Raw genomic sequence first — 26,174 nt, 5'->3', positions numbered from 1 at the left:
TCCGCGCCGGCGGATGCCCGACCGATCCGGGTCAGCGGAAGCCGTCGGTGGCCTCGACGAGCCGGTGCACGATCCCCGGTTCGGTCGCCGCGTGTCCCGCATCGTCGACGATGTGCAGACGGGAGGACGGCCATGCCTCGTGCAGGTCGTGCGCGCTGCGCGCCGGGCACACCACGTCGTAGCGGCCCTGCACGATCACGCCCGGGATGTCGCGCAGCAGATGCGCGTCGCGCAGGAGTGCGCCCTCGTCGAAGAAGCCGCGGTGGTGGAAGTAGTGGTTCTCGATGCGCGCGAAGGCCAGCGCGAACCGGGGTTCGGCCGTCTCCGCGACGCGATCCGGGTTCGGAAGCAGTGAGCTCGTGGCGCCCTCCCAGGTGGACCACGCGATCGCCGCGTCCAGGGCGACGTCCGGATCGTTCGAGTGCAGCAGGCGGTGGTAGACGTCCACGGGATGCTCGCCCGGCTCTGCGGCCGCGAGCGGGGCACAGAAGCCTTCCCACGCCTCGGGGAACAGCTGCCCGGCGCCGCCGTTGTAGTACCAGTCGATCTCGCTGCGGCGCAGCAGGAAGATCCCGCGCAGGACGAGTTCGGTGACGCGCTCCGGGTGCCGCTGGGCGTAGGCGAGGGCGAGCGTCGAGCCCCACGACCCGCCGAAGACCATCCACCGGTCCACGCCGAGGAAGGTGCGCAGCCGCTCGATGTCGGCGACCAGATGGTCGGTGGTGTTGACCGACAGGTCGGCGCCGTCGGCCACGTGGGGTTGCGACCGGCCGCAGCCACGCTGGTCGAACAACACGATCCGGTAGGCGGCGGGGTCGAAGAAGCGCCGGTGCTGCGGCGCGGTGCCGCCGCCCGGACCGCCGTGGAGGAAGACCACGGGCTTGCCCTGCGGATTACCGCTGACCTCCCAGTACAGCTGCTGGCCGTCACCGACGTCGAGCATGCCCGTCTCGTGCGGCTCGACCGGCGGATACAGTTCGCGTCGCTCCACGGATCAGAACCCGACGAGGCCCGACGCGAGATCGGGGATCTCGAGTGCCTGCACGGCCTCCTCGCGCACCTCCGGGCACTGCGCGGAGGTCGCCGCATCGATGCGGCCCCGGTCGCCCGCGAGCGCGACGAGGTCGACACCGTTCGCCGCACCCCATTCGCCGACGAGGATGTTGAGGCCACCGCGCCCCACCGAGGGGGTGTAGGTGCGCCAGTTCGACAGCTGGCCCTCGAGGCGTGCACACAGATCTGCGGCCTGCGCCTCGGTGAAGCCACCCGCTCCGGCCTCCGCGGGGCTCGACCCCGCAGCCGATGTCGTCTCCGTCGTCACCGGGGACTCGGTGGACGTGCCGGTCGGTGCCGGGTCCTGGGCCGGCGCGCACGCCGCGAGAACACCTGCCAGCGCGACGGCGACGGCGGGAACGAGACTGGAGCGGATCTGCATGGACACCTCACGGGTCGTACGGTCGGATCGTCGTCGAGTCTGCCACCGGCCGGGGACGGGGCCGTCGGCGGTCAGGACACGGGTGCCGGTCGCAGGCGCCGGACCACCCACTTCTCGAACTCGGCGACGACGAACACCAGCAGGCCCGCCGCGAGCACCTTGCCCCAGTCCGCCCACGAGATCGCGGCGGACCCGAAGATCGCCTGCATGAACGGGGCGTAGGTGAACAACAGTTGCAACGCGGCGCACGCCGCGATCGCAGCAAGCACGTACCGGTTCCCGAACAGCCCGTCGCGGGTGAGGACCGTGTCGCGGATGCGGCGGCTGTTGAGCAGGTAGAACATCTCGGCCACGACGATCGCGTCCACCGCGAGCGTGCGCGCGACCTCCACCGGTGCACCGCGGTCGAGTTCCCACAGGAACAGGCCGAGCGAGCCGACCATCATCAGCACCGACACCATCACCACGCGCCAGACGAAGAAGCGGGACAGCAGTGATTCCCCGGGCGGTCGCGGCCTGCGGAGCATGACCGACTTCTCCGTCGGTTCGAACGCGAGCGCCAGACCGAGGGTGCTGACGGTGGCGAGGTTGATCCACAGCACCTGCGCGGGTGTGAGCGGCAGGGTGAGCTGGAAGAGGATGGCGGCGACGACCACCAGCGCCTCACCGCCGTTGGTGGGCAGCATGAAGAGGACGAACTTCTTCAGGTTGTCGTAGACGCCGCGGCCCTCGCGGACTGCGGCGGCGATGCTCGCGAAATTGTCGTCGGCGAGAACGACGTCGGCCGCTTCCTTGGCGGCCTCGGTTCCGGTCATGCCCATCGCGACCCCGACGTCGGCCCGCGCAAGCGCCGGCGCGTCGTTCACACCGTCGCCGGTCATCGCCACGACGTGACCGCCGGCCTGCAGGGCGCGCACCAGACGGAGTTTGTGCTCGGGACTGGTGCGCGCGAAGATGTCCGTCTCCGCGACGACCCGGCGCAGTTCCGCATCGTCGAGGGTCTCGATCTCGGCGCCGGTCATCGCCCGCGAACCCGTGCCGAGACCCATCTGCGCCCCGATCTCGGCGGCGGTGGCGGCGTGGTCACCGGTGATCATCTTCACCGTGATCCCGGCGCGGTGGCATTCGCGCACCGCCGTGATCGCCTCCTCGCGCGGCGGGTCGATGATGCCGACCAGAGCGAGCATCGTGAAGTCGTGCCGGGCGTCTTCGAAGGCGAGCACGCCGTCCTCCGGTTCGCGGTCGCGGAACGCGAGGGCCAGCACGCGCAGGCCCTGGGCCGCGATCTCGTCGGCGCGGCGGGTCCAGTAGGCCTCGTCGACGGGGCGTACCACGCCGTCGGCGCCGAGCTGGCCGGTGCAGGCGACGAGGACCCGCTCCGGGGCGCCCTTGAGCAGGATGCGTTCGCGGCGACCGTCGTCGTGCGGGTGCAGGGTCGCCATGAACTTGTGTTCGGATTCGAACGGGACGACATCGAGGCGCGGCCACCGCTCGTGGGCCGCCGCGGTGGGCAGGCCGGCCTTGCGGCCGAGGACGACGAGCGCTGCCTCGGTGGGGTTGCCGTGCACCTCCCACACGCCGTCCTCCTCGACCACCTCGGTGTCGTTGCACAGGACACCGGCGCGGACGGCCAGATCGAGTGCCGGGTCGGTGTGCGGATCGACCGGATCGCCACTCTCGGCGGCGATGATCGAACCGATCGGCGCGTAACCGACACCGCCCACCTCGACGGTGCGGTGCGCACACACGACCTTCTGCACGGTCATCTCGTTGCGGGTCAACGTGCCCGTCTTGTCGGAGCAGATCACCGTCACCGAGCCGAGGGTCTCGACGGCAGGAAGGCGCCGGATGACGGCGTTGCGCCGGGCCATGCGTTGCACGCCGAGGGACAGGGCCACGGTCATCACGGCCGGGAGTCCCTCGGGGATCGCGGAGGCGGCCAACGCGACCACGAGGGTGAACATCTCCGCCGGGCTCTCGCCGCGCCACACGACACCGAGCGCGAAGGTCACGGCGGACGCGAGGAGGATGACCGCCGCCAGCCAACGGCCGAAGCGGCCGATCTGCTCGAGCAACGGTGTGGCCGCGCGGTCGACACCCGACAACAGGGCATTGATGCGGCCGAGTTCGGTGTCGGAGCCGGTCGCGATCACCACGCCGTCACCCTGGCCGAAAACCGCGACGGTGCCGGTGAAGCACGTCGATCTGCGGTCGCCGAGTTCGGTGTCGGCGTCGACCGGGTCCGGTGTCTTGGCGACGGGCACGGATTCACCGGTCAGGGCCGCCTCGTCGATGCGCAGCTCACGCGAGCTCAGGATCCGCAGGTCGGCGGGGACGCGGTCGCCGGAGGCGAGGCGCACCACGTCGCCCGGCACGAGATCTGCCGCGGGGATGTCGACGATCCGGCCGTCGCGGTGGACCCGCGTCCGGGGCGCGAGCATGGCACGGATCGAGTCGAGCGCGGACGCGGCGCGACCCTCCTGGACGAAACCGATGAGCGCGTTCACGATCACGGCACCCATCAGGACTGCCGTGTCTATCCAGTGGCCCAGGAACGCGGTGACGACAGCGGCCGCCATCATCACGTACAGCAGGACGTTGTGGAACTGTCGCAGCAGTCGCCACCACCAGCGATCCGAGCGGGGAGCGGGCAGCGCATTGGGTCCGTACAGCTCCCGCCGGCGGGTCGCCTCGGCCGTGGTCAGTCCCGCTTCGGTGGTCTCGAGCCGGGCGAGCGTGTCACCGGAATCGAGTGCGTGCCAGGGGTGGCTCATTACCGAAATTTTACTCAGTGTCGCTTCCGCGGGCACCCCGGGACGGCGGTGATCCCGGACGCACGAGGGGCACCACCGCGGTCGGTGGTGCCCCTCGGCAAACGAGCGATCGTCAGAAGGAGTGCTCGGACCCCGGGAAGGTGCCCTGCCCGACCTCTGCTGCGTACTGTGTTGCGGCGCGGCGCAGTTCGTCGCCGACCTGCCCGAACTTCTTGACGAACTTCGCGGTCTTGCCGCTGGTGTAGCCGGCCATGTCCTGCCAGACGAGCACCTGCGCGTCGCACTCGTTGCCCGCGCCGATGCCGACCGTGGGGATGCTCAGCTTGCGGGTGACCTGCCCGGCCAGCTCGGCCGGCACCATCTCCATCACGACGGAGAACGCACCCGCCTCCTGGACGGCGATCGCGTCGGCGACGAGCTGCTCGGCGCCGTCGCCGCGGCCCTGCACCCGGAAGCCGCCGAGCGTGTTCACGGACTGCGGGGTGAAGCCGATGTGTGCCTGCACGGGGATGCCGGCGGCGGTGATCGCGGCGATCTGCGGAGCCATCCGCTCGCCGCCCTCGAGCTTCACCGCGTGGGCGCCGCCCTCCTTCATGAACCGCACAGCCGTGGCGAGGGCCTGTTCGGGCGAGGCCTCGTACGAGCCGAACGGCAGGTCGGCGACGACGAGCGCGTGCGGGGCACCGCGCACGACACCGCGGACGAGGGGGAGGAGTTCGTCGACGGTCACGGGCACCGTGGTGTCGTAGCCGTAGACGACGTTGGCTGCGGAATCGCCCACGAGCAGGACGGGGATACCGGCCTCCTCGAAGATGCGGGCGGAGGAGTAGTCGTAGGCCGTCAACTCTGCCCAGCGGCGGCCTTCGGCCTTCATCGCCTGCAGGTGATGGACTCGCGTCTTGCGCTTGGGGGTGTCGGCAGGGGCTGCGGCGGAGGTCGCGCCACCGTATACGGACGTCACGTTGTCGGACATCACTGTCCCTTTCTTCCTCGAGGCCCTCGGGGTCCCCGGGTCGGGTGATGACTGTCTCAGTCTGCCACTCGGGTCCGGGCGCACGAAGACCGCGCAGCGGTGCGATTCGTCACACCGCACGACCGTTCGGGAGGGAGTGCAGGTCGTGCCGCTGCAGGCAGGCCGGAGCGTGGCACGATCGGATCGTGCCCCACCCTGCTCGCGCGCGCATCCGTCGTCTGTCCGTCCTGGCGTTCGTGGCCGCTGCCGCGGCGACCGCGTGCGGTGACACCGCGCAGGAGGAGCGGCAACCGTCGGCGGTCGGAGTGGTTCCGGGACTCGAGCGGTTCTACGAGCAGGACGTCGACTGGGAGTCGTGCAGCTCGTACGGCGCCGACGGGCCGATGATGGTGCGTCAGGGTGTCGAGTGCGCACGCATCGAGGTTCCCCTCGACTACGAGGACCCGAACGGTGAGGTGATCACCCTCGCGGTGTCGCGACTGCCCGCCGGTGGCGACCGGATCGGTTCCCTGCTCGTCAACCCCGGCGGCCCGGGCGCCTCGGGACTGTCCACCGCGCTCGCGGCCGACGGCACCGTCCTCGCCGACCGCTTCGACGTGGTCGGCTTCGACCCCCGCGGTGTCGGCTCGTCCGAACCGGCGGTCCGCTGTCTCACCGACGCCGAGTTCGACGCCGACCGCGCTGTGGACGACGGGGACACGAGCCCCGAGGGCATCGCCGCGACGGAGAAGCGCAATCGCGAGTACGCGGAGTTGTGCGCCGAACGCAACGGCACCGATCTGCTCGCGCACCTGGGCACCCGGGAGGTCGTGCAGGACATGGACGTCCTCCGGGGCGTCCTCGGGGACGACGCGCTGACCTATCTCGGCTACTCCTACGGAACCCGCCTCGGCACCCTCTACGCCGAGGCATTCCCGGGCCGGGTGCGGGCGATGGTGCTCGACGGCGCGATCGATCCGGAACAGGACCCGGTCGAGGAGATCGTGTTGCAGGCCGAGGGCTTCCAGAAGGCCTTCGACGAATTCGCGGCGTACTGCGCGCAGTACGCCGGGTGCCCGCTCGGCACCGATCCGGCCCGGGCCGCCGAGCGGTTTCGCAGCCTCGTCGACCCGCTGCTCGACGCTCCGGCACCCACCACCGACCCGCGCGGACTGAGCCACCGCGACGCCATCACCGGTGTGCAGCAGGGCCTGTACTCGCCGACCCTGTGGGGTTCGCTGCGCGGCGGGCTGGAGTCGCTCGCGACCACCGGCACGGGCGACACCCTGCTGCGACTCGCCGACCTCTACGAGGGCCGCGCCGAGGACGGCACCTACAGCAACATCACCGACGCCTTCAACGCCGTCCGGTGCGTCGACGACCCGCCGGTGACCGACCGGGCCCTGGCCGGCGAACTCGACATGCGGTTCCGCGCGGCTGCCCCCTTCCTCGACGACGGCCGCGGCACCGGATCCGCGGCCCTGGACGTGTGTGCCTTCTGGCCCGTTCCGGCGACGGGGGAGCCGCACACCCCCGACGTCCGCGATCTGCCGCCCGTGCTCGTGGTCTCGACAACCGGCGATCCGGCGACGCCCTACGGCGCAGGAGTCGAACTCGCCGCCAGGCTCGGCGGTGTCCTGGTGACCTTCGAGGGAACTCAGCACACCGTCGCCCTGGACGGCAACGCGTGCGTCGACACCGCCGTGACCAGCTATCTTGTGGATTCGACGGTGCCGGAAAGTGATCCTCACTGCTGAGCGTCGACGGGCGTGAGCGACACGCCATCCGCAAGTGTCACCTGATGTAACACGGAATTAACGGATTGTGCCTAGTCTCGCGAGTATGGATCGCCAGAAGGAGTTCGTGCTCCGCACCCTCGAAGAGCGCGACATTCGGTTCGTGCGCCTGTGGTTCACCGACGTCGTCGGCACCCTCAAGTCGGTGGCGATCGCGCCGGCCGAACTCGAAGGCGCCTTCGAGGAGGGCATCGGATTCGACGGCTCGGCCATCGAAGGCTTCTCCCGGATCTCCGAAGCCGACATGGTCGCGCGTCCCGACGCCACCACCTTCCAGGTGCTGCCCTGGGTCGACGACCGGGGTCACCAGTACTCGGCCCGGATGTTCTGCGACATCACCATGCCCGGCGGCACCCCCAGCTGGGCCGACCCCCGCCACGTGCTGCGCCGCCAGCTCAACAAGGCCTCCGATCTCGGCTTCAGCTGCTACGTGCACCCCGAGATCGAGTTCTTCCTCGTCGAGGACGGCCCCGAGGGCGGCGCCCCCGTCCCGGCCGACATCGGCGGCTACTTCGACCAGTCCGTGCACCGCTCGGCCCCGCACTTCCGGCGCCACGCGATCGACGCTCTCGAGTCCATGGGCATCTCGGTGGAGTTCAGCCACCACGAGACCGCACCCGGCCAGCAGGAGATCGACCTGCGCTACGCCGACGCGCTGTCCATGGCCGACAACGTCATGACCTTCCGCTACGTGGTCAAGGAGATCGCGATGCAGGAGGGCGTGCGGGCGACGTTCATGCCCAAGCCCTTCCGCGACCACGCCGGTTCCGCGATGCACACCCACATGTCGCTGTTCGAGGGCGAGACCAACGCCTTCCACGACCCCGACGACCCGCTGCAGCTCTCGGCGACCGGCAAGGCGTTCATCGCCGGTGTCCTCGAGCACTCCAACGAGATCAGTGCCGTCACCAACCAGTGGGTCAACTCGTACAAGCGTCTCGTGCACGGGGGAGAAGCCCCCACGGCCGCGTGCTGGGGCCCGTCGAACCGGTCCGCGCTCGTCCGCGTCCCGATGTACACGCCGAACAAGGCGTCGTCGCGTCGTGTGGAGATCCGTACCCCGGACTCGGCGTGCAACCCCTACCTGACCTTCGCGGTGCTTCTCGCGGCCGGTCTGCGCGGCATCGAGAAGGGCTACGAGCTCGCTCCCGAGGCCGAGGACGACGTGTGGTCGCTGACCTCCGCCGAGCGTCGCGCCATGGGCTACCGCGAACTGCCCACCGATCTCGACATCGCGCTGCGCGAGATGGAGAAGTCCGAGCTGGTCGCCGAAACCCTCGGTGAGCACGTCTTCGACTACTTCCTGCGCAACAAGTGGCGGGAGTGGGAGAACTACCGCAGCCAGGTCACTCCCTTCGAACTCGAGCAGTACCTGGGGTTGTAAGCGACGATGGAAGCGTGGTGAGACCGCCCAGCGCGCGTTCGGTAGTTCCCGGCCCCGGTCGGCTCGGCCTCGTCGAGCCGACCGCCCCCGCCGAGCTCGCTCGACTCGGATGGAACGACGCCGACAGCGTCGAACTGCTGTGGGCGCTGTCCCGTGCCCCCAACGCCGACCTGGCCCTGCGCACCCTCACGCGCCTGGCCGACGCGCTCGGTGACGACTGGGCCGAGCTCGACTCGGCGCTGCGCTCCGACACGCGTCTGCGCGGCCGGTTGTTCGGGTTGTTCGGGGCGTCGTCGGCGCTCGGCGACCACGTCGTCGCCAATCCCGATCGCTGGAAGATGCTCGCGGGCGGTACGGCACTGCCCGACAAGCACACCTTCACGGCGCGGATGCTCGACAGCGTCGACGCCGAACCCGAACCCGACGGGCGTCCCGGCCGGCTGATCCACCGGGCCGGGCTCGTCGGTCCGCACGCCGTCGCGGCGTTGCGCACCACCTACCGCGACCAGCTCATGTTGATCGCCGCCGCAGACCTCGCGGCGGTCGTCGAGAACGAACCGGTGCTGCCCTATCTCGAGGTGGGGGCGCTGCTCGCCGACCTCGCCGACGCGGCGCTCACCGCTGCCCTCGCGGTGGCCGTGTCCACGGTGATCCCGGAGGGTCCGTGCCCGATCGACCTCGCCGTCATCGCGATGGGCAAGTGCGGTGCGCGCGAGCTGAACTACGTCAGCGACGTCGACGTCGTCTTCGTCGCCGAACCCGCCGATGCCCGTGCGAGCCGGATCGCCGGGGAGATGATGCGTATCGGGACGTCGGCCTTCTTCGAGGTCGATGCCGCGCTGCGGCCGGAGGGCAAGCGCGGTGAGCTCGTCCGCACCCTCGAATCCCACGTCGCCTACTACAACCGGTGGGCGAAGACCTGGGAGTTCCAGGCGCTGCTCAAGGCGCGGCCGATGACCGGGAACCTCGACCTCGGCCGCCGGTACATCGACGCCCTGAGTCCGATGGTGTGGACCGCCTCCGAACGCGAGGACTTCGTGCCCGACGTGCAGGCGATGCGCCGCCGGGTCGAGGAGATGGTGCCCCCCGAGTTGCGCGAACGCGAACTCAAGCTCGGACGCGGCAGCCTCCGCGACGTCGAGTTCGCCGTGCAGTTGCTGCAACTCGTGCACGGTCGCGTCGACGAAGCGCTGCGCGTGCCCAACACCGTCGAAGCGCTGTGTGCGCTCGCCGACGGCGGGTATGTCGGGCGCGACGACGCCGCGAACATGCGGGCGTCCTACGAGTTCCTCCGCCTGCTCGAACACCGGCTGCAGCTTCAGCGGCTCAAGCGGACCCACACCCTGCCGCCGCCGGAGGACCGCGAGGCGTTGCGGTGGCTCGCGCGCGCCGCGCACATGCGGCCGGACGGACGCAAGGACGCGCTCGGCGTCCTCGAATCGGAGATCAAGCGCAACTCGTCCCGGATCCGGAAACTGCACGCGCGCCTGTTCTACCGGCCGCTGCTGGACTCGGTGAGCAAGCTCGACAAGGAAGCATTGCGGCTGTCGCCCGACGCGGCCGTCCGCCAGCTCGCCGCGCTGGGCTACAACGGCCCGCAGCACGCGATGGAACATCTGGCGGCGTTGTCCGGGGGAGCCTCCCGCAAAGCGCGCATCCAGGCGCTGCTGCTCCCGCAGTTGCTCGAATATCTCGGTGAGACAACCGATCCCGACGCCGGTCTGCTGGCCTACCGGCGACTGTCCGACGCGCTCTACGACACCGTCTGGTTCCTGCGGGTGCTGCGCGACGAGCCGGCCGTCGCCGAACGTCTCATGACGGTGCTCGGCTCGTCGGCCTACGTCGCCGACCTGCTGGTGAAGTCTCCCGAGGTCATCCGCCTGTACGCCGACGCGTCGACCGGGCCGCGACTGCTCGAGGCGAACCCACCCGAGGTGGCGCGCGCCCTCGTCGCATCGTCCTCGCGCTACTCCGACCCCGCTCGCGCCATCGCCGCCGCGCGTTCGCTGCGCCGCGCCGAACTCGCGCGCGTCGCGAGCGCCGACATCCTCGGCATGCTCGACGTGCCGCAGGTGTGCCGGGCGCTGTCCACGGTATGGGCGGGTGTCCTCGAAGCCGCGCTCGACGCGGTGATCCGGGGCTCGGAACAGTCCCGCAGACCGGCGCCGGCGCGTATCGCAGTGATCGGGATGGGCCGGCTGGGAGGCGGCGAACTCGGCTACGGATCCGACGCGGACGTGCTGTTCGTGTGCGACCCGCTGCCGGACGCCGACGAGACCGAGGCGGTCAAGTGGGCCACGAGCATCGCCGAGCAGGTACGGCGACTGCTCGGCGCACCGAGCACCGACCCACCGCTCGAGGTCGATCTGGATCTGCGTCCGGAAGGTCGCAGCGGCCCGATCGTCCGGACGTTCGCGTCCTACCGGGCGTACTACACGCAGTGGGCCGAGGTGTGGGAGGTGCAGGCGCTGCTGCGTGCACACGCCGTCGCGGGCGACCGCGAACTCGGCACCCGCTTCCTGCACATGATCGACGAGGTGCGCTATCCGGAGGGCGGGGTCTCGCAGGAGGCCGTCCGCGAGATCCGGCGCATCAAGGCACGCGTGGACTCCGAGCGGCTGCCGCGCGGGGCCGACCCGGCCACCCACACCAAACTCGGACGGGGCGGCCTCGCCGACATCGAATGGACCGTGCAGCTGCTGCAACTCCAGCACGCCTACCGGCTCCCGGCGCTCCGCACGACCTCGACGCTCGAGGCGCTCGACGGCATCGGCGCGGCGGAACTGCTCAGCGCGACCGACGTCGAACTCCTGCGCACGGCATGGATCACCGCGACGGATGCGCGGAACTGTCTCGTGCTCGTCCGCGGCAAACCGACCGACCAGCTCCCGGGGCCGGGACGGCTGCTCGAAGCCGTTGCCCGCGTGACGGGGTGGCGTGGTGAGGACGCGTCGGAGTTCCTCGACCACTACCTACGCGTCACGCGTCGGGCGCGGGCGGTCGTCGAGCGGGTGTTCTGGGACTGACGGACCATCAGTCGCAGAAGACGACGAGTGCGAGTCCTCGCCAGACCTCGACCTCGGTCTTGTCCCACTCCTTGTTCTCGTGGTCCCAGTCGTACTCGACCTCGACGTCGTAGCCGCGGTCGCGTTGCTCGGTCACCCTGCAGTTCTGCATGGTGCTGCCGGACCGGTTGAGGATGATGTAGGGGACTCCCGCGTCGGAGAGCACCTGCTGTGCCTGCTCCTGCGACATGCCGACGACGGAGATGTCGGTCTGGGCCGCTGCGGTGCCTGCGAGTGCGACGGACAGAGGGACGGGGGACAGCATGACAGCGGCGCATGCTGCCGAAACGAGGGATCTACGCATGGTGGCCTCCCGAGGAGACGTGTCGTTCGGATACGGACCACGTCGCATCCACTCCCCCGCGAGCGGGTGTGACGAACATCACCAAAGCTGTGTCCTCACGGTACACCCGTGTGCAGTACGGCTGTCCAGTCGGTTTCGGCTCGGCGGACCTGCGCACGACCCCCTGCACACGACGGAGCCACCCGCCGAACACGACGGGTGGCTCCGGGACGGTGCGTCAGGCGCGGTCGTGGACCGCCGGCGCGGTCACTTCTTCAGATCGAAACGATCCAGGTTCATCACCTTCGTCCAGGCCGCGACGAAATCGCGGACGAACTTCGGGCCGGCATCGTCGGTCGCGTAGACCTCGGCGAGCGCCCGCAGCTGCGAGTTGTGCCCGAAGACCAGGTCGACGGCGGTCGCGGTGTATTTGACCTGGTCCGATCCCCGAGCGCGTCCTTCGTAGACGCCCTCGCTGTTCTGCGAGACCTTCCACTCGGTCCCCATGTCGAGCAGATTGACGAAGAAGTCGTTCGTCAGGGTCTGCGGGCGGTCGGTGAAGACCCCGTGCTTGCTGCCGCCGTGATTCGCGCCGAGCGCACGCAGACCGCCGACGAGCACCGTCGTCTCGGGAGCGGTCAGCGTCAGCAGGTTGGCGCGCTCGAGGAACAGCTTCTCGGGCGGAAGCTTCTCTTCACCGCGCAGGTAGTTGCGGAAACCGTCGTGCTTCGGCTCGAGCACCTCGAACGACTCGACGTCGGTCCACTCCTGGCTCGCATCGGTGCGGCCCGGGAAGAATGGAACCGTGATGTCGTGTCCCGCATCCTCGGCGGCCTTCTCCACCGCGGCGTTACCGGCGAGCACGATCAGATCCGCCAGGGAGACCTTCTTGCCGCCGCCGGCGGAGCCGTTGAAGTCCTGCTGGATGCCCTCGAGGATCTGCAGCACCTGTGCGAGCTGCTCGGGTTCGTTGGCCTCCCAGTCCTTCTGCGGTTCGAGCCGCACCCGTGCACCGTTCGCGCCGCCGCGCTTGTCGGTGCCGCGGAAGCTCGCGGCCGACGCCCACGCGGTGGCGACGAGCTGCGGGATCGTCGCTGCCGAGTCGAGGACCTTCGCCTTGAGCGACGCGATGTCGCTGTCGTCGATCAGCTCGTGGTCGACGTCCGGCACCGGGTCCTGCCAGATCTGCGGTTCCGGGATCCACGGTCCGCGGTACCGCGAGATCGGGCCCATGTCGCGGTGCAGCAGCTTGAACCACGCCTTGGCGAACTCCTGCTCGAGTTCCTCGGGATGATCGAGCCAGCGGCGGGTGATCTCCCCGTAGATGGGGTCGTACCGCAGCGCGAGGTCGCTGGTGAGCATGCCCGGCGCGTGCTTCTTCGTCGGGTCGTGGGCGTCGGGCACAGTGTCCGCGCCGGCGCCACCCTTCGGCGTCCACTGCCACGCACCGGCGGGGCTCTTGGTCTTCTCCCATTCGTAGGCGTACAGCGTCTCGAGGAAGCTGTTGTCCCACTTCGTCGGAGTCGGCGTCCAGGTGACCTCGAGACCGCTGGTGATCGTGTCGCCACCGGCACCGGTGCCGTGCGAGTTCTTCCAGCCGAGACCCTGCTGTTCGAGCGGGGCACCCTCGGGTTCGGGACCGAGATTGTCGGCCGGGGCGGCGCCGTGCGTCTTGCCGACGGTGTGACCGCCGACGATGAGCGCGGCCGTCTCGACGTCGTTCATCGCCATCCGGCCGAACGTCTCCCGGATGTCGCGTCCGGACGCGAGGATCTCCGGGTTACCGTTCGGGCCTTCGGGATTGACGTAGATCAGACCCATCTGGACGGCGCCCAGCGGGCCCTGGAGTTCACGCTCACCGGCGTAGCGCTCGTCGCCGAGCCAGGTGTCCTCCGGACCCCAGAAGACCTCGTCGGGCTCCCAGATGTCCTCGCGGCCGAACGCGAAGCCGAAGGTCTTGAAACCCATCGACTCGTAGGCGCAGTTGCCGGCGAAGACCAGCAGGTCGGCCCACGAGAGCTTGCGGCCGTACTTCTTCTTGATCGGCCACAGGAGGCGACGTGCCTTGTCGAGGCTGACGTTGTCGGGCCAGCTGTTGAGCGGCGCGAACCGCTGCGCACCCTTGCCGCCGCCGCCGCGACCGTCGGCGATGCGGTAGGTGCCGGCCGAATGCCAGCTCATGCGGATGAACAGACCCCCGTAGTGGCCGAAGTCGGCCGGCCACCAGTCCTGGGAATCCGTCATCAGGTCGATCAGATCCTGACGGAGCGCCTCGACGTCGAGGGATTCGACTTCCTTCGAGTAGTCGAAGTCGGGTTCCAACGGATTGGACAGCGGTGAATGCTGGTGCAGGACCGTCAGATCCAGCTGGTCCGGCCACCAGTCCTGATTGGTCCTCGGCCGGTGCGGTGACGGCTCGGGGGAGGGGACTGCCGGGTTTTCGCTTTCGGACACTGCGGTTTCCTTCCGGATCAGGGTCGATCGGACCGATTCAGGGCTGTTGTCGTGGATCGTCTGTCGAACAGTCGCGGCACAGGCCCCAGAAGACGACGTCCGCCTCGTCGACGTCGAAACCTGCGTCGTCCACCGGAGACAGGCAACGCGAGTCGCCGATGGTGTGGTCGACATCCGAGATCGCGGCGCAGGACCGGCAGACGAGGTGGTGATGGCTGTCGCCGACACGCACCTCGTACCGCGCGTGGAAACCTGCGGGCTGGATTCGTCGGAGCAGACCGTGTGCCGAGAGAGCGTGGAGGATGTCGTACACGGTGTGCCGGCCGATGCCGGGAACGACGGCGCCGACCGCTTCGAAGATGCGATCGGCATCGGCGTGCGGGTGCTCGTGCGCCGCATCGAGCACCGCCAGACGCTGTCGGGTCACGCGAAGACCGGCTGCGCGTAACCGCTCGGAGAAATCCCGCGTCGAGGGCACGTGCCCACTATGGACCACTTTTCTGGAATCGGTCGCGATTTCGCCGGATTCGATGACGAACAAACGATTCTCGCGCGCCGAACCGGGGCTTGCTGCTGCTGCAGCAGGGGCGAACCCCGTTTCGGCGCGCGAGGATGCCGGAGCGGAAGGGGCGCAGACAAGGCGAGAGGCCGCCCGTCCCGGAAGGGACGAACGGCCTCTCGAAGAGTGCTTACCGGACTCGACTCAGCAGTCGAAGTACAGCTGGAACTCGTAGGGGTGCGGGCGCAGGTTGACCGGAGCGATCTCCTGCTCGCGCTTGAGCGAGATCCAGGTCTCGATGAGGTCGGTGGTGAAGACGCCGCCCTCGGTGAGGTACTCGTGGTCGCGCTCGAGGTTGTCGATCACGGCCGACAGGCTGGTGGGAGCCTGCGGGATGTTCTTGGCCTCCTCCGGCGGGAGCTCGTAGAGGTCCTTGTCGACCGGAGCGAGCGGCTCGATCTTGTTCTTGATGCCGTCGAGGCCGGCCATCATCTGCGCCGCGAAGTTCAGGTAGGGGTTACCCGAGGAGTCGGGAGCGCGGAACTCGAGGCGCTTGGCCTTCGGGTTGTTGCCCGTGATCGGGATACGCACGGCGGCCGAACGGTTGCGCTGGCTGTACACGAGGTTGATCGGAGCCTCGTAACCCGGCACCAGGCGGTGGTACGAGTTGATCGTCGGGTTCGTGAAGGCGAGCAGCGACGGCGCGTGGTGCAGGATGCCGCCGATGTACCAGCGGGCGAGGTCGGACAGACCCGCGTAGCCGGACTCGTCGTGGAACAGCGGCTTGCCGTCCTTCCACAGCGACTGGTGCACGTGCATGCCCGAGCCGTTGTCGCCGAAGAGCGGCTTCGGCATGAAGGTGGCGGTCTTGCCGGCCTTCCACGCCGTGTTCTTGACGATGTACTTGAACAGCTGCAGGTCGTCGGCTGCGGAGAGCAGCGTGTTGAACTTGTAGTTGATCTCGGCCTGGCCGCCGGTGCCCACCTCGTGGTGGCCGCGCTCGAGCTCGAAGCCGGCGAGCTGCAGGTTGGTGGAGATCTCGTCGCGCAGGTCGACGTAGTGGTCGTACGGAGCGACGGGGAAGTAGCCACCCTTCGGGCGGACCTTGTAACCACGGTTCGGGGTGCCGTCGGCGTTGTACTCGGCGCCGGTGTTCCACGAGCCGGAGATCGAGTCGAGCTCGTAGAACGCGCCGTTCATCTTCGAGTCGTAGGAGACGGAGTCGAAGATGTAGAACTCGGCCTCGGCACCGAAGAAGGCGGTGTCGGCGATGCCGGTGCTGACCAGGTACTCCTCGGCCTTACGCGCGACGTTGCGGGGGTCGCGGCTGTAGGACTCGCGGGTGAACGGATCGTGGACGAAGAAGCTGACGTTCAGGGTCTTGGCGGCACGGAAGGGGTCGATGCGGGCGGTCGTCACATCGGGGAGCAGGAGCATGTCCGACTCGTGGATGGACTGGAAACCCCGCACGGAGGATCCGTCGAATGCCAGGCCGTCCTCGAAGACGTCCTCGTTGAACGCCTTCGCCGGGATCGAGAAGTGCTGTTCGATGCCGGGCAGGTCCGTGAAGCGGATATCGACGTACTCGACGTTCTCTTCCGCGATGTACTTGATGACCTCTTCGGCCGTGGTGAACGCCACGCTTGTGCTCCTTCAGTCGGTGCGCGCCATGGGTGCTGGGCGCCTGCGTCGGATCAGACGTTATGGATCTGGTGTTGCCCGTCCATCAAGCCTATGTTTCGCGGGTGTTACACATGCTTTCGTCCTGCTGTGAGGTCGAAAAGGTGGTATAAGTCACCACTGCCAACACGGGTCGACGCCGGTCCGCCCATGAGAGCTTATCCTGGTGCCATGGCACGCATGACGGGCAGTTGGCTTTCCGGGCCTGCTGCGGCGCTTCCCAAAGGTCTCCAGCAGGAGCAGGACTATCCCGGGCAGCTGCTCGGCCTCCCCGAACACGGCCCCGGCTCCATGGTGCCCACCGTCCGCCGGGTCCTCGCCCTCGCGGTCGACTGGTTCATGTCCATGGCGATCGCCGCCGGCCTCGTCGGCGGCAACCCGCTCGAGAGTCCGTTGCTGTCGTCGTACACCCTCATCATCTGGTTCGTGGTAGGCGTGGGATGCGTGAGCCTGTTCTCGTTCACCCCCGGCCAGTTCGTCGCCGGGCTGCAGGTCGTGCGGGTGGACGCCCCCGTGCGGGTCGGCATCGTGCGCGCGCTCGCACGTCAGGTGCTGCTGGTGTTCATCGCGCCGGCGCTCGTCACCGACATCGACGGTCGCGGTCTCCAGGATCGCGCCACGGGCACCGCGGTCGTGCGTTCGCGCTGACCTCCGGAAACTCTCCGCACACACCGAAGGCCGCCTTCGTCCCCGGGACGAGAGGCGGCCTTCGGTGTAGTTCGGCAGATCAGCGGCGACGCATGGTGCGCTGCACGCTGCGCATCTTCGCGCCGGCGGGAAGCGGGCCCTTGGGCATGGCCGGCCCGGACTTCTTCGTGCTCAGCGCCGACAGACGACCCTCGATGGTGTCCATCCGCTTGGTGTCGATGTTGCGGGGCAGCTTGTTCAGACGCTTCTGCAGCTGGGAGAGCTGGATCTGGCCCTCCTCGTTGCCGACGACGAACTCGTAGATCGGGGTGTCGCCGACGAGACGCGCGACCCGCTTCTTCTCCTGGGCCATCAGGCCCTTCACGCGACCGGGGTTGCCCTCACCGACGAGGATGATGCCGGGGCGTCCGATGACGCGGTGCACGGCGTCGAGCTGGGTGGTGCCCGCGACCGCCTGGCTCACGCGCCATGCGCCCTGCAGGTTGTCGAGCGCCCACGCGGCCGCACCGGCCTGGCCGTCGGCCTTCGAGTACACGCTCTTCTGCACGCGGCGCCCGAAGATGATGAAGGCCAACAGGACGCCGACGAGGATGCCGACCGGCAGCAGGAACCACTGGATGTCGAAGATCAGGCCGACGAGGAAGAACACCACGATCGAACCGACGAGGGCACCGATCATCCACGGCAGGAGTGCCTTGTCCTCCTTGCGCTGGATCTGGAACGCCTGCCACAGCTGGGTTCGACGCTCCTTCGACGCCTGCTTGCGTGCGGCCTTCGCCGCGGCCTTCGCTTCCTTGTCGGTCTTGCTGCCCTTCGCCATGTACTCAAGGATACGGCCCCGGTGATGGCACGTTTACCACCACCGGGGCCGCCCGAGGACCTGCCGCGACGCGCGGCGCGAGGTCAGTTGCCGAAGCGCGCGAGAACGGCGCCGGCTTCCTGGGACGCCGTGCCCTCCTCGGCGAGATGCGCCTGGTCGGCGGGAAGTTCGCGTCCGTGGTGGGCCATCGCCTGCGCGTACAGGCGACCGGCGCGGTACGACGAACGCACCAGCGGCCCGGCCATCACACCGGCGAACCCGATCTCGCGGGCGGTCTCGGAGTGATCGACGAACTCCTGCGGCTTGACCCAGCGCTCGACCGGATGGTGGAGCGGGGAGGGCCGCAGGTACTGGGTGATCGTGATGATGTCGCAGCCGGCGTCGTGCAGGTCGTGCAGCGCTTCGGTGACCTCCTCGGGGGTCTCGCCCATGCCGAGGATGAGGTTGGACTTGGTGACCAGTCCGAAATCGCGGGCCTGCCGGATGACGTCGAGCGACCGCTCGTAGCGGAAGGCCGGACGGATGCGCTTGAAGATCCGCGGCACGGTCTCGACGTTGTGGGCGAGCACCTCGGGACGCGACTCGAAGACTTCCTGCAGCAGGTCGGGCTTGCCGTTGAAGTCGGGGATGAGGTTCTCGACGCCGGTGCCCGGATTGAGCGCGTGGATCTGCTTCACTGTCTCGGCGTACAGCCATGCGCCGCCGTCGGGCAGATCGTCGCGGGCGACGCCGGTGATCGTGGAGTAGCGCAGTCCCATCGAGCGGACCGACTCGGCGACACGGCGCGGCTCGTCGCGGTCGAGCGCGGCGGGCTTACCGGTGTCGATCTGGCAGAAGTCGCAGCGACGGGTGCACTGCTCGCCACCGATGAGGAATGTCGCCTCGCGGTCTTCCCAGCACTCGTAGATGTTGGGACAACCGGCTTCCTCACAGACCGTGTGCAGACCTTCGCGTCGCACCAGGCCCTTGAGGTCGGTGTACTCCGGGCCCATCTTCGCCCGGGTCTTGATCCAGTTGGGTTTGCGTTCGATCGGCGTCTGCGCGTTTCGGGTCTCGATCCGCAGCAGCTTGCGTCCTTCTGGGGCCACAGTCACGCACTCGATCGTACGCCGCCGGTCCCGCCCGGACCCGGCGGGTGCGACCGCCCCTCAGAACCGGTGCGTCGTGAATTCCGGGGTGGTGGTGGGAATTCCGGACGTCCCGACCGCCTGCTCGAAGGTCACGCGCTCGATGTCGCACTCGGTCACGGGGATTCGGCCGTCGAGAGCAGCGATGACGGCCTCGGTGACGGCGGGGATCACGTCGTCGACGGTGACCTCCCGGCCGAGTTCGCCGGTGAGCGACGCGACTCCGGCGTCGCGGATGCCGCACGGGACGATCGAGTCGAACGCGTCGAGAGCCGAATTGCAGTTGAGTGCGAAGCCGTGCATGGCGACACCACGCTGCACCCGGATGCCGATCGCGGCGATCTTGCGTTCGGGGAGCCAGTGCCCGTCGCGCAACTCGGCGGGGAGCCAGACGCCGGAGCGTCCCTCGACGCGGCCGCAGGTCAGGCCCATGTCGGTACAGACGCGGATCAGACCCTGCTCGATGCGACGCACGTAGCCGACCACGTCGATCGGCTCGGCGAGCTTGACGATGGGGTAGCCGACGAGCTGTCCGGGGCCGTGCCAGGTGATCTTGCCGCCGCGGTCGACATCGATGACGGGCGTGCCGTCGGTGGGGCGGTCGCCGTCCTCGGTGCGGCGCCCGGCCGTGTAGACGGGCGGGTGTTCGAGCAACAGCAGGGTGTCGGCGCCGATGCCGTCGGCGCGCTCGTTCGCGAGTTCGCGCTGCCTCTCCCAGGCCTCGAGATAACCGATGGTTCCGAGACGTGCGACGGCGACGGGAGCCGAATCGGAACGGGCGGAAGACGAGGGATCACTCATGTTCCTGAACTCTACGCCGCACCGCAGGGGGAGGGCACCCGCTGTGGCGCGGACGCCGACGGGGGCATCACCGCAGCGGTGATGCCCCCGTCGGAGGTCGTCCGGACGGACAGTCCGGATCCGGAACCTACAGTCCCAGATCGGCCTCGAACGCGCCCTCCTCGAGACGATGCTTGATCGTCTTGAGGAAGCGGCCCGCGTCGGCACCGTCGATCAGGCGGTGATCGTAGGTCAGCGGCAGGTAGCACATCGAGCGGACGCCGATGGACTCGTTGCCGGTCTCGTCGATCACCACGACCGGACGCTTGACGATCGCGCCGGTTCCGAGCATCGCGGCCTGCGGCGGCACGAGGATCGGGGTGTCGAACAATGCGCCCTGGCTACCGATATTGGTGATGGTGAAGGTGCCACCGGCCAGCTCATCGGGCTTGAGACCACCCTTGCGGGCACGCTCGGCGATGTCGGCGATCGCGCGGGCGAGCTCGGCCAGCGACAGGTCGCCGGCGTTGTGGATCACCGGGGAGAGCAGCCCCTGCTCGGTGTCCACCGCGATGCCGAGGTGCTCGGCCGCGTGGTAGGTGATCTCCTTCTTGCCGTCGTCGAAGGAGGCGTTGACGTTCGGGTGCGCGCGCAGCGCCTCGACGACGGCCTTGGCGAAGAACGGCAGGAAGGTGAGGTTGACGCCCTCGCGCTCGGAGAACGTCTTCTTCGCCTGGGCCCGCAACTGGGCGATCTTGGTGACGTCGACCTCGAAGGTCTGGGTGAGCTGCGCGGTGGTCTGCAGCGACTCGAGGGTCTTCTTCGCCGTGATCTGGCGGATGCGGTTGACCTTCTGGGTCGTTCCGCGCAGCTTGGCGAGCTCGGGACGGACACCCGGAGCCGGACCGGCCGCAGCGGCAGGCTTCTGCTGCTCGCCACCGGCGGCCTTGCCGCCCTCGGCGGCGGCGAGGACGTCCTGCTTGCGGATGCGGCCACCGACACCGGTGCCCTTGACCGTCGACAGGTCGACGCCGTGCTGCGAGGCGAGCTTGCGCACGAGCGGGGTGACGTACGGGGTCGCACCGCTCGGGGTGGACTCCTCCTGAGGCGCGGGCTTCGGCGTCGTCGCCGCGGTCCCGACCGGCTTCGGTGCGGGAGCCGGGGTGGCCTGCTCCACCTTCGGGGCCTGCTGCTGGGCGGCGGGCTTCTGCGCCGGAGCCTCCTGCTTGGGAGCTTCCTGCTTCGGAGCCTCCTGCTTCGGCGCGGGCGTCTCCTCGGCCGGAGCGGACTGCTGGGCCGGGGCCTCGCTGCCGATGACGGCGAGCTGTCCGCCGACCTCGACGGTCTCGTCCTCCTGCGCGGAGATCTCGGTGAGGATGCCGGCGACGGGGGACGGGATCTCGGTGTCGACCTTGTCGGTGGAGACCTCGAGGAGCGGCTCGTCCACGGCGACCTCGTCACCGACGGCCTTGAGCCACCGGGTGACGGTGCCTTCGGTGACCGACTCGCCCAGTGCCGGCATGGTGACCGGGGTGCCCTCGCCGCCACCACCCGAGGATGCGGGCTGTGCGGGCTCGGACGGCGCCGGAGCGGCCTCCTCGGACGGCTCGGTGGTGGGCTCGGTTGCCGGCGCCTCTTCGGCGGGCGCGGACTGCTCGGCGGGGGCGCCACCGCCGATGACGGCGAGCTGTCCGCCGACCTCGACGGTCTCGTCCTCCTGCGCGGAGATCTCGGTGAGGATGCCGGCGACCGGGGAGGGGATCTCGGTGTCGACCTTGTCGGTGGAGACCTCGAGGAGCGGCTCGTCCACGGCGACCTCGTCGCCGACGGCCTTGAGCCACCGGGTGACGGTGCCTTCGGTGACCGACTCGCCCAGTGCCGGCATGGTGACCGGGGTGCCTTCGCCGCTGCCACCCGAGGATGCGGGCTGCGCGGGAGCGGACTCCGCTGCGGGCTCCTCCGCGGGAGCCTCCTCGGCCGGCGCCTCTTCGGCGGCGGGTGCGGAATCTCCGCCGGCTTCCTCACCGGCGTCACCGATCACGGCCAGTTCGCCACCGATCTCGACCGTGTCGTCCTCCTGGGCGACGATCTTGACCAGCACGCCGGCTGCAGGCGACGGGATCTCGGTGTCGACCTTGTCCGTGGAGACTTCGAGCAGGGGCTCGTCGACTTCGACCGTGTCTCCTTCCTGCTTGAGCCATCGCGTGACAGTTCCCTCGGTGACGCTCTCACCAAGCGCTGGCATCTGGACGGAGAAGGCCATGTCTGTTGACTCCTCGACGGTTGTGTTCGTGTGTGTTGAGTTGTACCGACTCGTGGTCGCCGACCATTGTGTGGTCGTTGACCATTGTGCGCGGGGCGGGAACCCCGTGCCTGCTGGTTCACGTGTTCGGTCGGGCCGATACCGGCGGGGCATGGCCCCTCCCATCCTTGCACCTATCTTTCGGTGATGTTCGGGGAGGGGCGGATCACCTCACACCGTGGGTTCCGCTGTTGCCGATCACACCGGTCCTCTCCCTTGCCCGGGCGGGCCCGTAGGCGAGAGGACCGGTGCGGGAGATCATCCGTTGGCGGCGACGTCCTCGATCACGGCGAGCATCGTGCGCACGGGCACGCCGGTGCCGCCCTTGCCGACGTAACCGAACGGTCCGCCGGTGTTGAAGGCCGGGCCGGCGACGTCGATGTGCGCCCACTGCACACCCTCGGCGACGAACTCCTTCAGGAAGATGCCGGCCGTGAGCATGCCGCCCCACCGGTGCGGGGAGACGTTCGCGAGGTCGGCGACGCGGGACTCGAGATCACCGCGCAGTTCCTTCGGGAAGGGCATCGCCCAGCCGTTCTCGCCGACCTCCTGGGACAGCGCGGCCACGCGGTCGCGGAACTCGTCGTGACCCATGACGCCCGGCGTCCGGGTGCCGAGGGCGACCATCTGCGCGCCGGTGAGGGTCGCGGTGTCGATGAGGTAGTCGGGATCGTCCTCGCACGCACGCACGATGGCGTCGGCGAGGATCAGGCGACCCTCGGCGTCGGTGTTGATGACCTCGACGGTGGTGCCGCCGTACTGGGTCAGCACGTCGCCCGGACGCTGCGCGGTCGACGACGGCATGTTCTCGGCCATCGGCACGGTCGCGGTGACGTCGGCGGCGACACCGAGCTTCGCGGCGAGCACGACGGTCGCGACGACCGCGGCGGCGCCGGCCATGTCGGAGGTCATCGCCTCCATGCCGGCGGCGGGCTTGATGGAGATGCCGCCGGTGTCGAAGGTGATGCCCTTGCCCACGAGCGCGACCTTCGGGGCCTTGCGCTTCTTCGACGAGTAGGACAGACGGACGAGGCGCGGGGGACGCGACGAGCCCTTGCCGACGCCGACGATGCCGCCGAAGCCCTTCTTCTCGAGCGCCTTCTCGTCGAGGATCTCGACCTTCAGGCCGGCGGCCTCACCGAGTGCCTTCGCGCGCTCGGCGAACTCGGCCGGGAACAGGTGGCTCGGCGGGGTGTTCACGAACTCGCGGGCCGTCGCGACGGCCTCGGCGATCGCGACGGAGCGGGTGAGCGCCGCTTTCGCCGCGCGGTCGCGGGTCGACGGCACGAGCAGCTCCACCCGCGCGACCGGCCGTGCGTCCTCCTTGGGGGCGGACTTCTCCGACCGGAACTCGGTGTAGGTGTAGGCGCCGAGCGCGAAGCCCTCCGCCGCGGCCCCGAGGTCGACGGCGGACAGTGTGGTCGCGACCGTCTCCACACCCGTCAGTGCGCGTGCCGCGGTCCCGGCGGAGCGGCGGACCTGCTCGGCGTCGATCTTGTCGGCGTCGCCGAGACCGACGGCGAGCACGCTCGCCACGGGCAGGGAGGCAGGGGCCGGCACGCGGGTGAGTTCCTCGCCGCGGCCCTTCGCGCCCACGGCGACCAGGGAGTCGAGCAGTTCGCCGAGTACCGCCTCGTCGATCGGGGCGTCGCCCGCGAGGATCTCCGGGGTGCCGTCGGACGAGGTCACGCCGATCACCAGGACATCGGCTCGTTTGGAAACCGAACCGGCGAGAACGAGTTCGGGAAGATCGGGAGTGGGTGCACTCACAGGGCATCTCCTTGGAGCTTGGTCGGGAACGAGCGAGTCGTTCTCTTGCGGCGTCGTTCGGTGCGAGGGGAATCGCCTCGATGCCATCGACCCTAATGACAACGACGCCCGGCGTCGCTGTCGGACACGGTGGCGGTGGGATAGCGTCGTACGCCATGAGCGACGAGGAACTGAAGCAGGGCCCCATCCACACCGTGCACGTCGAACTCGGTGCGACCTTCGCTCCGTTCGGCGGCTGGGAGATGCCGGTCTCCTACGCCGGGACGGTCGCCGAGCACACGGCCGTGCGCGAGAACGTGGGACTGTTCGACGTCAGCCACCTGGGCAAGGCGCTCGTCGCCGGACCGGGTGCGGCCGAGTTCCTCGACACCACGCTCAGCAACGACCTCACCCGCATCGGTCCCGGCAAGGCGCAGTACACGCTGTGCTGCACCGAGAACGGCGGTGTCGTCGACGACCTGATCGTCTACCACGTCTCCGACGACGAACTCTTCCTCGTTCCGAACGCGGCCAACACCGCGGCGGTCGTCGAGGCGCTGTCCGCCGCGGCGCCGGCGGACGTCACAGTGACGAACCAGCATCGCGACCACGCGGTGTTCGCCGTCCAGGGGCCGAAGTCCGTCGAGGTCCTCGAGGCGCTCGGCCTGCCCACCGACATCGCCTACATGGGCTTCGCCGACGCCGAGTACGAGGGTGCTCCGGTGCGCGTGTGCCGTAGCGGGTACACCGGTGAACGCGGCTACGAGGTGCTGCCGCGCTGGGACGACGCCGAACGCGTCTTCCGTGCCCTGCTCGACGCCGTCCGCGCCCAGGGTGGTCAGGCCGCCGGTCTCGGCGCCCGCGACACCCTGCGCACCGAGATGGGCTACGCGCTGCACGGGCACGAGCTCTCGGTCGACATCTCCCCGCTCGAGGCGCGGGTCGGCTGGGCCGTGGGCTGGAAGAAGCCGCAGTTCTGGGGTCGCGACGCCCTGCTCCGCGAGAAGGAGACGGGCCCGGCGCGGAAACTGTGGGGCCTGCGGGCACTCGACCGCGGCGTCCTGCGTCAGGATCTGACCGTGCGTCGCGACGGCGACGAGGTCGGGCGGACCACCTCGGGCACCTTCTCTCCGACCCTCAAGATCGGTATCGCCCTCGCGCTGCTCGACACCTCCGCCGGACTCGAACCGGGCGACGAAGTGACCGTGGATGTGCGCGGACGATCGCTGCGTGCCGAAGTGGTGGCTCCGCCGTTCGTCGAGGACCACACCAGATAATGGTTTTGCGGGCGGTTGTACCATTGTCCTCCATGACAGGTGTCCTCGAATTCGCCCGCGTCCAGCATCCTTCACCGAGCTCTGCGGAGCGGCGACAGGAGATTCTGTCGAATCCCGGATTCGGGCAGCACTTCACCGATCACATGGTGTCGATCACCTACACCGACGGAATCGGCTGGCACGACGCGAAAGTCGAGCCGTACGCGCCGATCCCGCTCGACCCGGCCGCGATGGTCCTGCACTACGGGCAGGCGATCTTCGAGGGTCTCAAGGCCTACCGCCAGGCCGACGGCAGCATCGCGTCGTTCCGCGTGAACGCCAATGCCGCGCGCATGAACCGGTCCGCGGAGCGGCTCGCGATGCCGTACCTGCCGCCGGAGCTGTTCGTGAAGGCGATCACCGAGTTGGTCGAGGTCGACAACGAGTGGGTTCCCGCCGCCGGCGGTGAGGATTCTCTCTACCTGCGTCCGTTCGCGTTCGCGACCGAGCCGGCTCTCGGCGTGCGGCCCGCGAAGGAGTACAAGTTCCTCGTCATCGCGTCCCCGGCGGGTGCCTACTTCCCGCGCGGCGTGAAGCCCGTCAACGTGTGGCTCTCCCGCGAGTACGTGCGCGCCTCCCCGGGCGGCACCGGTGCCGCGAAGTTCGCCGGCAACTACGCGGCTTCGCTCGTCGCGCAGGCGCATGCCGCCGAGCAAGGCTGCGACCAGGTGGTCTGGCTCGACGCCATCGAGCGCAAGTACGTCGAGGAGATGGGCGGCATGAACCTGTACTTCGTGTACGGGTCGGGTGCCGACGCGCGTCTGGTCACCCCGGAGCTGTCCGGCTCGCTGCTGCCCGGCATCACCCGCGACTCGCTGCTCACCCTCGCCAAGGACTCCGGTCTCTCGGTCGAGGAGCGGCGCATCAGCACCGACGAGTGGCGTGAGAAGGCCGGCAGCGGTGAGATCACCGAGGTGTTCGCGTGCGGTACCGCCGCGGTCATCACGCCGGTCGGCAGCGTCAAGGACAAGGACGGCGAGTTCACCATCGCCGACGGCGAGCCCGGCCCCATCACGATGGCCCTGCGCGACACCCTGACCGGCATCCAGCGCGGTACCTTCGCCGACACCCACGGGTGGATGACGACGCTGCGCAAGTGACGTAGCCACG

19 protein-coding genes are annotated in these 26,174 nt (G+C 69.1%); 6 read left to right on the top strand and 13 right to left on the bottom strand.

Going from position 1 to position 26,174, the window contains the following annotated elements:
* Positions 1-31 precede the first annotated feature (31 nt).
* From pip to panB, 4 genes are all read right to left on the bottom strand, one after another.
* Positions 32-943 (bottom strand): prolyl aminopeptidase, encoded by a 912-nt coding sequence (gene pip, locus AC0LPE_RS14660; protein ID WP_420714497.1) that lies wholly within the window; start codon positions 941-943, stop codon positions 32-34.
* A gap of 51 nt (positions 944-994) precedes the next feature.
* Complete coding sequence (locus AC0LPE_RS14655) at positions 995-1,435, bottom strand: hypothetical protein (RefSeq protein ID WP_033097808.1); 441 nt, start codon at positions 1,433-1,435, stop codon at positions 995-997.
* Between the two features lie 71 nt (positions 1,436-1,506).
* Positions 1,507-4,209 (bottom strand): cation-transporting P-type ATPase, encoded by a 2,703-nt coding sequence (locus tag AC0LPE_RS14650; RefSeq protein WP_006554419.1) that lies wholly within the window; start codon positions 4,207-4,209, stop codon positions 1,507-1,509.
* Between the two features lie 112 nt (positions 4,210-4,321).
* Complete coding sequence (gene panB / locus AC0LPE_RS14645; RefSeq protein ID WP_490604737.1) at positions 4,322-5,182, bottom strand: 3-methyl-2-oxobutanoate hydroxymethyltransferase; 861 nt, start codon at positions 5,180-5,182, stop codon at positions 4,322-4,324.
* Between the two features lie 185 nt (positions 5,183-5,367).
* Here panB and AC0LPE_RS14640 point away from each other — a divergent pair, with 185 nt between their 5' ends.
* The 3 genes from AC0LPE_RS14640 (at position 5,368) to AC0LPE_RS14630 (ending at position 11,367) form a co-directional block, all read left to right on the top strand.
* Positions 5,368-6,918 (top strand): alpha/beta hydrolase, encoded by a 1,551-nt coding sequence (locus tag AC0LPE_RS14640; protein ID WP_088897258.1) that lies wholly within the window; start codon positions 5,368-5,370, stop codon positions 6,916-6,918.
* Between the two features lie 85 nt (positions 6,919-7,003).
* A complete protein-coding gene (locus tag AC0LPE_RS14635; RefSeq protein WP_016690827.1) occupies positions 7,004-8,341 on the top strand; it encodes a glutamine synthetase family protein in 1,338 nt (445 codons plus the stop codon).
* A gap of 14 nt (positions 8,342-8,355) precedes the next feature.
* Positions 8,356-11,367, top strand: coding sequence for a bifunctional [glutamine synthetase] adenylyltransferase/[glutamine synthetase]-adenylyl-L-tyrosine phosphorylase (locus AC0LPE_RS14630; RefSeq protein ID WP_490604736.1), 3,012 nt, complete (start codon positions 8,356-8,358; stop codon positions 11,365-11,367).
* A 7-nt stretch (positions 11,368-11,374) separates the two neighbouring features.
* Here AC0LPE_RS14630 and AC0LPE_RS14625 read toward each other — a convergent pair whose 3' ends face one another.
* From AC0LPE_RS14625 to glnA, 4 genes are all read right to left on the bottom strand, one after another.
* Positions 11,375-11,710 carry a hypothetical protein gene (locus tag AC0LPE_RS14625; RefSeq protein ID WP_039958655.1) on the bottom strand — a complete coding sequence of 112 codons (336 nt, stop codon included), beginning with the start codon at positions 11,708-11,710 and terminating at the stop codon, positions 11,375-11,377.
* A gap of 246 nt (positions 11,711-11,956) precedes the next feature.
* Positions 11,957-14,143 (bottom strand): catalase/peroxidase HPI, encoded by a 2,187-nt coding sequence (katG, locus tag AC0LPE_RS14620; RefSeq protein ID WP_490604735.1) that lies wholly within the window; start codon positions 14,141-14,143, stop codon positions 11,957-11,959.
* Positions 14,144-14,180: 37 nt separating this feature from the next.
* Positions 14,181-14,570 carry a Fur family transcriptional regulator gene (locus tag AC0LPE_RS14615; RefSeq protein WP_016694970.1) on the bottom strand — a complete coding sequence of 130 codons (390 nt, stop codon included), beginning with the start codon at positions 14,568-14,570 and terminating at the stop codon, positions 14,181-14,183.
* Positions 14,571-14,846: 276 nt separating this feature from the next.
* Positions 14,847-16,283 carry a type I glutamate--ammonia ligase gene (gene glnA / locus AC0LPE_RS14610; protein WP_016694971.1) on the bottom strand — a complete coding sequence of 479 codons (1,437 nt, stop codon included), beginning with the start codon at positions 16,281-16,283 and terminating at the stop codon, positions 14,847-14,849.
* Positions 16,284-16,493: 210 nt separating this feature from the next.
* Between glnA and AC0LPE_RS14605 the strand changes: the two genes are divergently transcribed.
* Positions 16,494-16,970 (top strand): RDD family protein, encoded by a 477-nt coding sequence (locus AC0LPE_RS14605; RefSeq protein ID WP_016694972.1) that lies wholly within the window; start codon positions 16,494-16,496, stop codon positions 16,968-16,970.
* Positions 16,971-17,049: 79 nt separating this feature from the next.
* On the opposite strand, the gene AC0LPE_RS14600 is transcribed toward AC0LPE_RS14605, so the two are convergent.
* The 5 genes from AC0LPE_RS14600 to AC0LPE_RS14580 form a co-directional block, all read right to left on the bottom strand.
* Complete coding sequence (locus AC0LPE_RS14600) at positions 17,050-17,790, bottom strand: DUF4191 domain-containing protein (RefSeq protein ID WP_490604734.1); 741 nt, start codon at positions 17,788-17,790, stop codon at positions 17,050-17,052.
* Between the two features lie 83 nt (positions 17,791-17,873).
* A complete protein-coding gene (lipA, locus tag AC0LPE_RS14595) occupies positions 17,874-18,884 on the bottom strand; it encodes a lipoyl synthase (RefSeq protein WP_024101310.1) in 1,011 nt (336 codons plus the stop codon).
* A gap of 54 nt (positions 18,885-18,938) precedes the next feature.
* Positions 18,939-19,718, bottom strand: coding sequence for a lipoyl(octanoyl) transferase LipB (lipB, locus tag AC0LPE_RS14590; RefSeq protein ID WP_016694975.1), 780 nt, complete (start codon positions 19,716-19,718; stop codon positions 18,939-18,941).
* A 127-nt stretch (positions 19,719-19,845) separates the two neighbouring features.
* Positions 19,846-21,960 (bottom strand): 2-oxoglutarate dehydrogenase, E2 component, dihydrolipoamide succinyltransferase, encoded by a 2,115-nt coding sequence (sucB, locus tag AC0LPE_RS14585; protein WP_490604733.1) that lies wholly within the window; start codon positions 21,958-21,960, stop codon positions 19,846-19,848.
* A 297-nt stretch (positions 21,961-22,257) separates the two neighbouring features.
* Entirely contained in the window at positions 22,258-23,769 is a 1,512-nt protein-coding gene (locus tag AC0LPE_RS14580; protein WP_160875714.1) for a leucyl aminopeptidase, read from the bottom strand.
* Positions 23,770-23,924: 155 nt separating this feature from the next.
* Here AC0LPE_RS14580 and gcvT point away from each other — a divergent pair, with 155 nt between their 5' ends.
* Together gcvT and AC0LPE_RS14570 are read left to right on the top strand one after the other, a co-directional pair.
* On the top strand, positions 23,925-25,025 hold the full coding sequence (gene gcvT, locus AC0LPE_RS14575; RefSeq protein WP_088897262.1) for a glycine cleavage system aminomethyltransferase GcvT: 1,101 nt from the start codon (positions 23,925-23,927) through the stop codon (positions 25,023-25,025).
* Positions 25,026-25,057: 32 nt separating this feature from the next.
* Entirely contained in the window at positions 25,058-26,164 is a 1,107-nt protein-coding gene (locus tag AC0LPE_RS14570; protein ID WP_490604732.1) for a branched-chain amino acid aminotransferase, read from the top strand.
* Positions 26,165-26,174 lie beyond the last annotated feature (10 nt).

It is taken from the genome of Rhodococcus sp. S3 (genome assembly GCF_058211795.1).
This window is presented reverse-complemented; position numbering and strand designations above follow the sequence as displayed.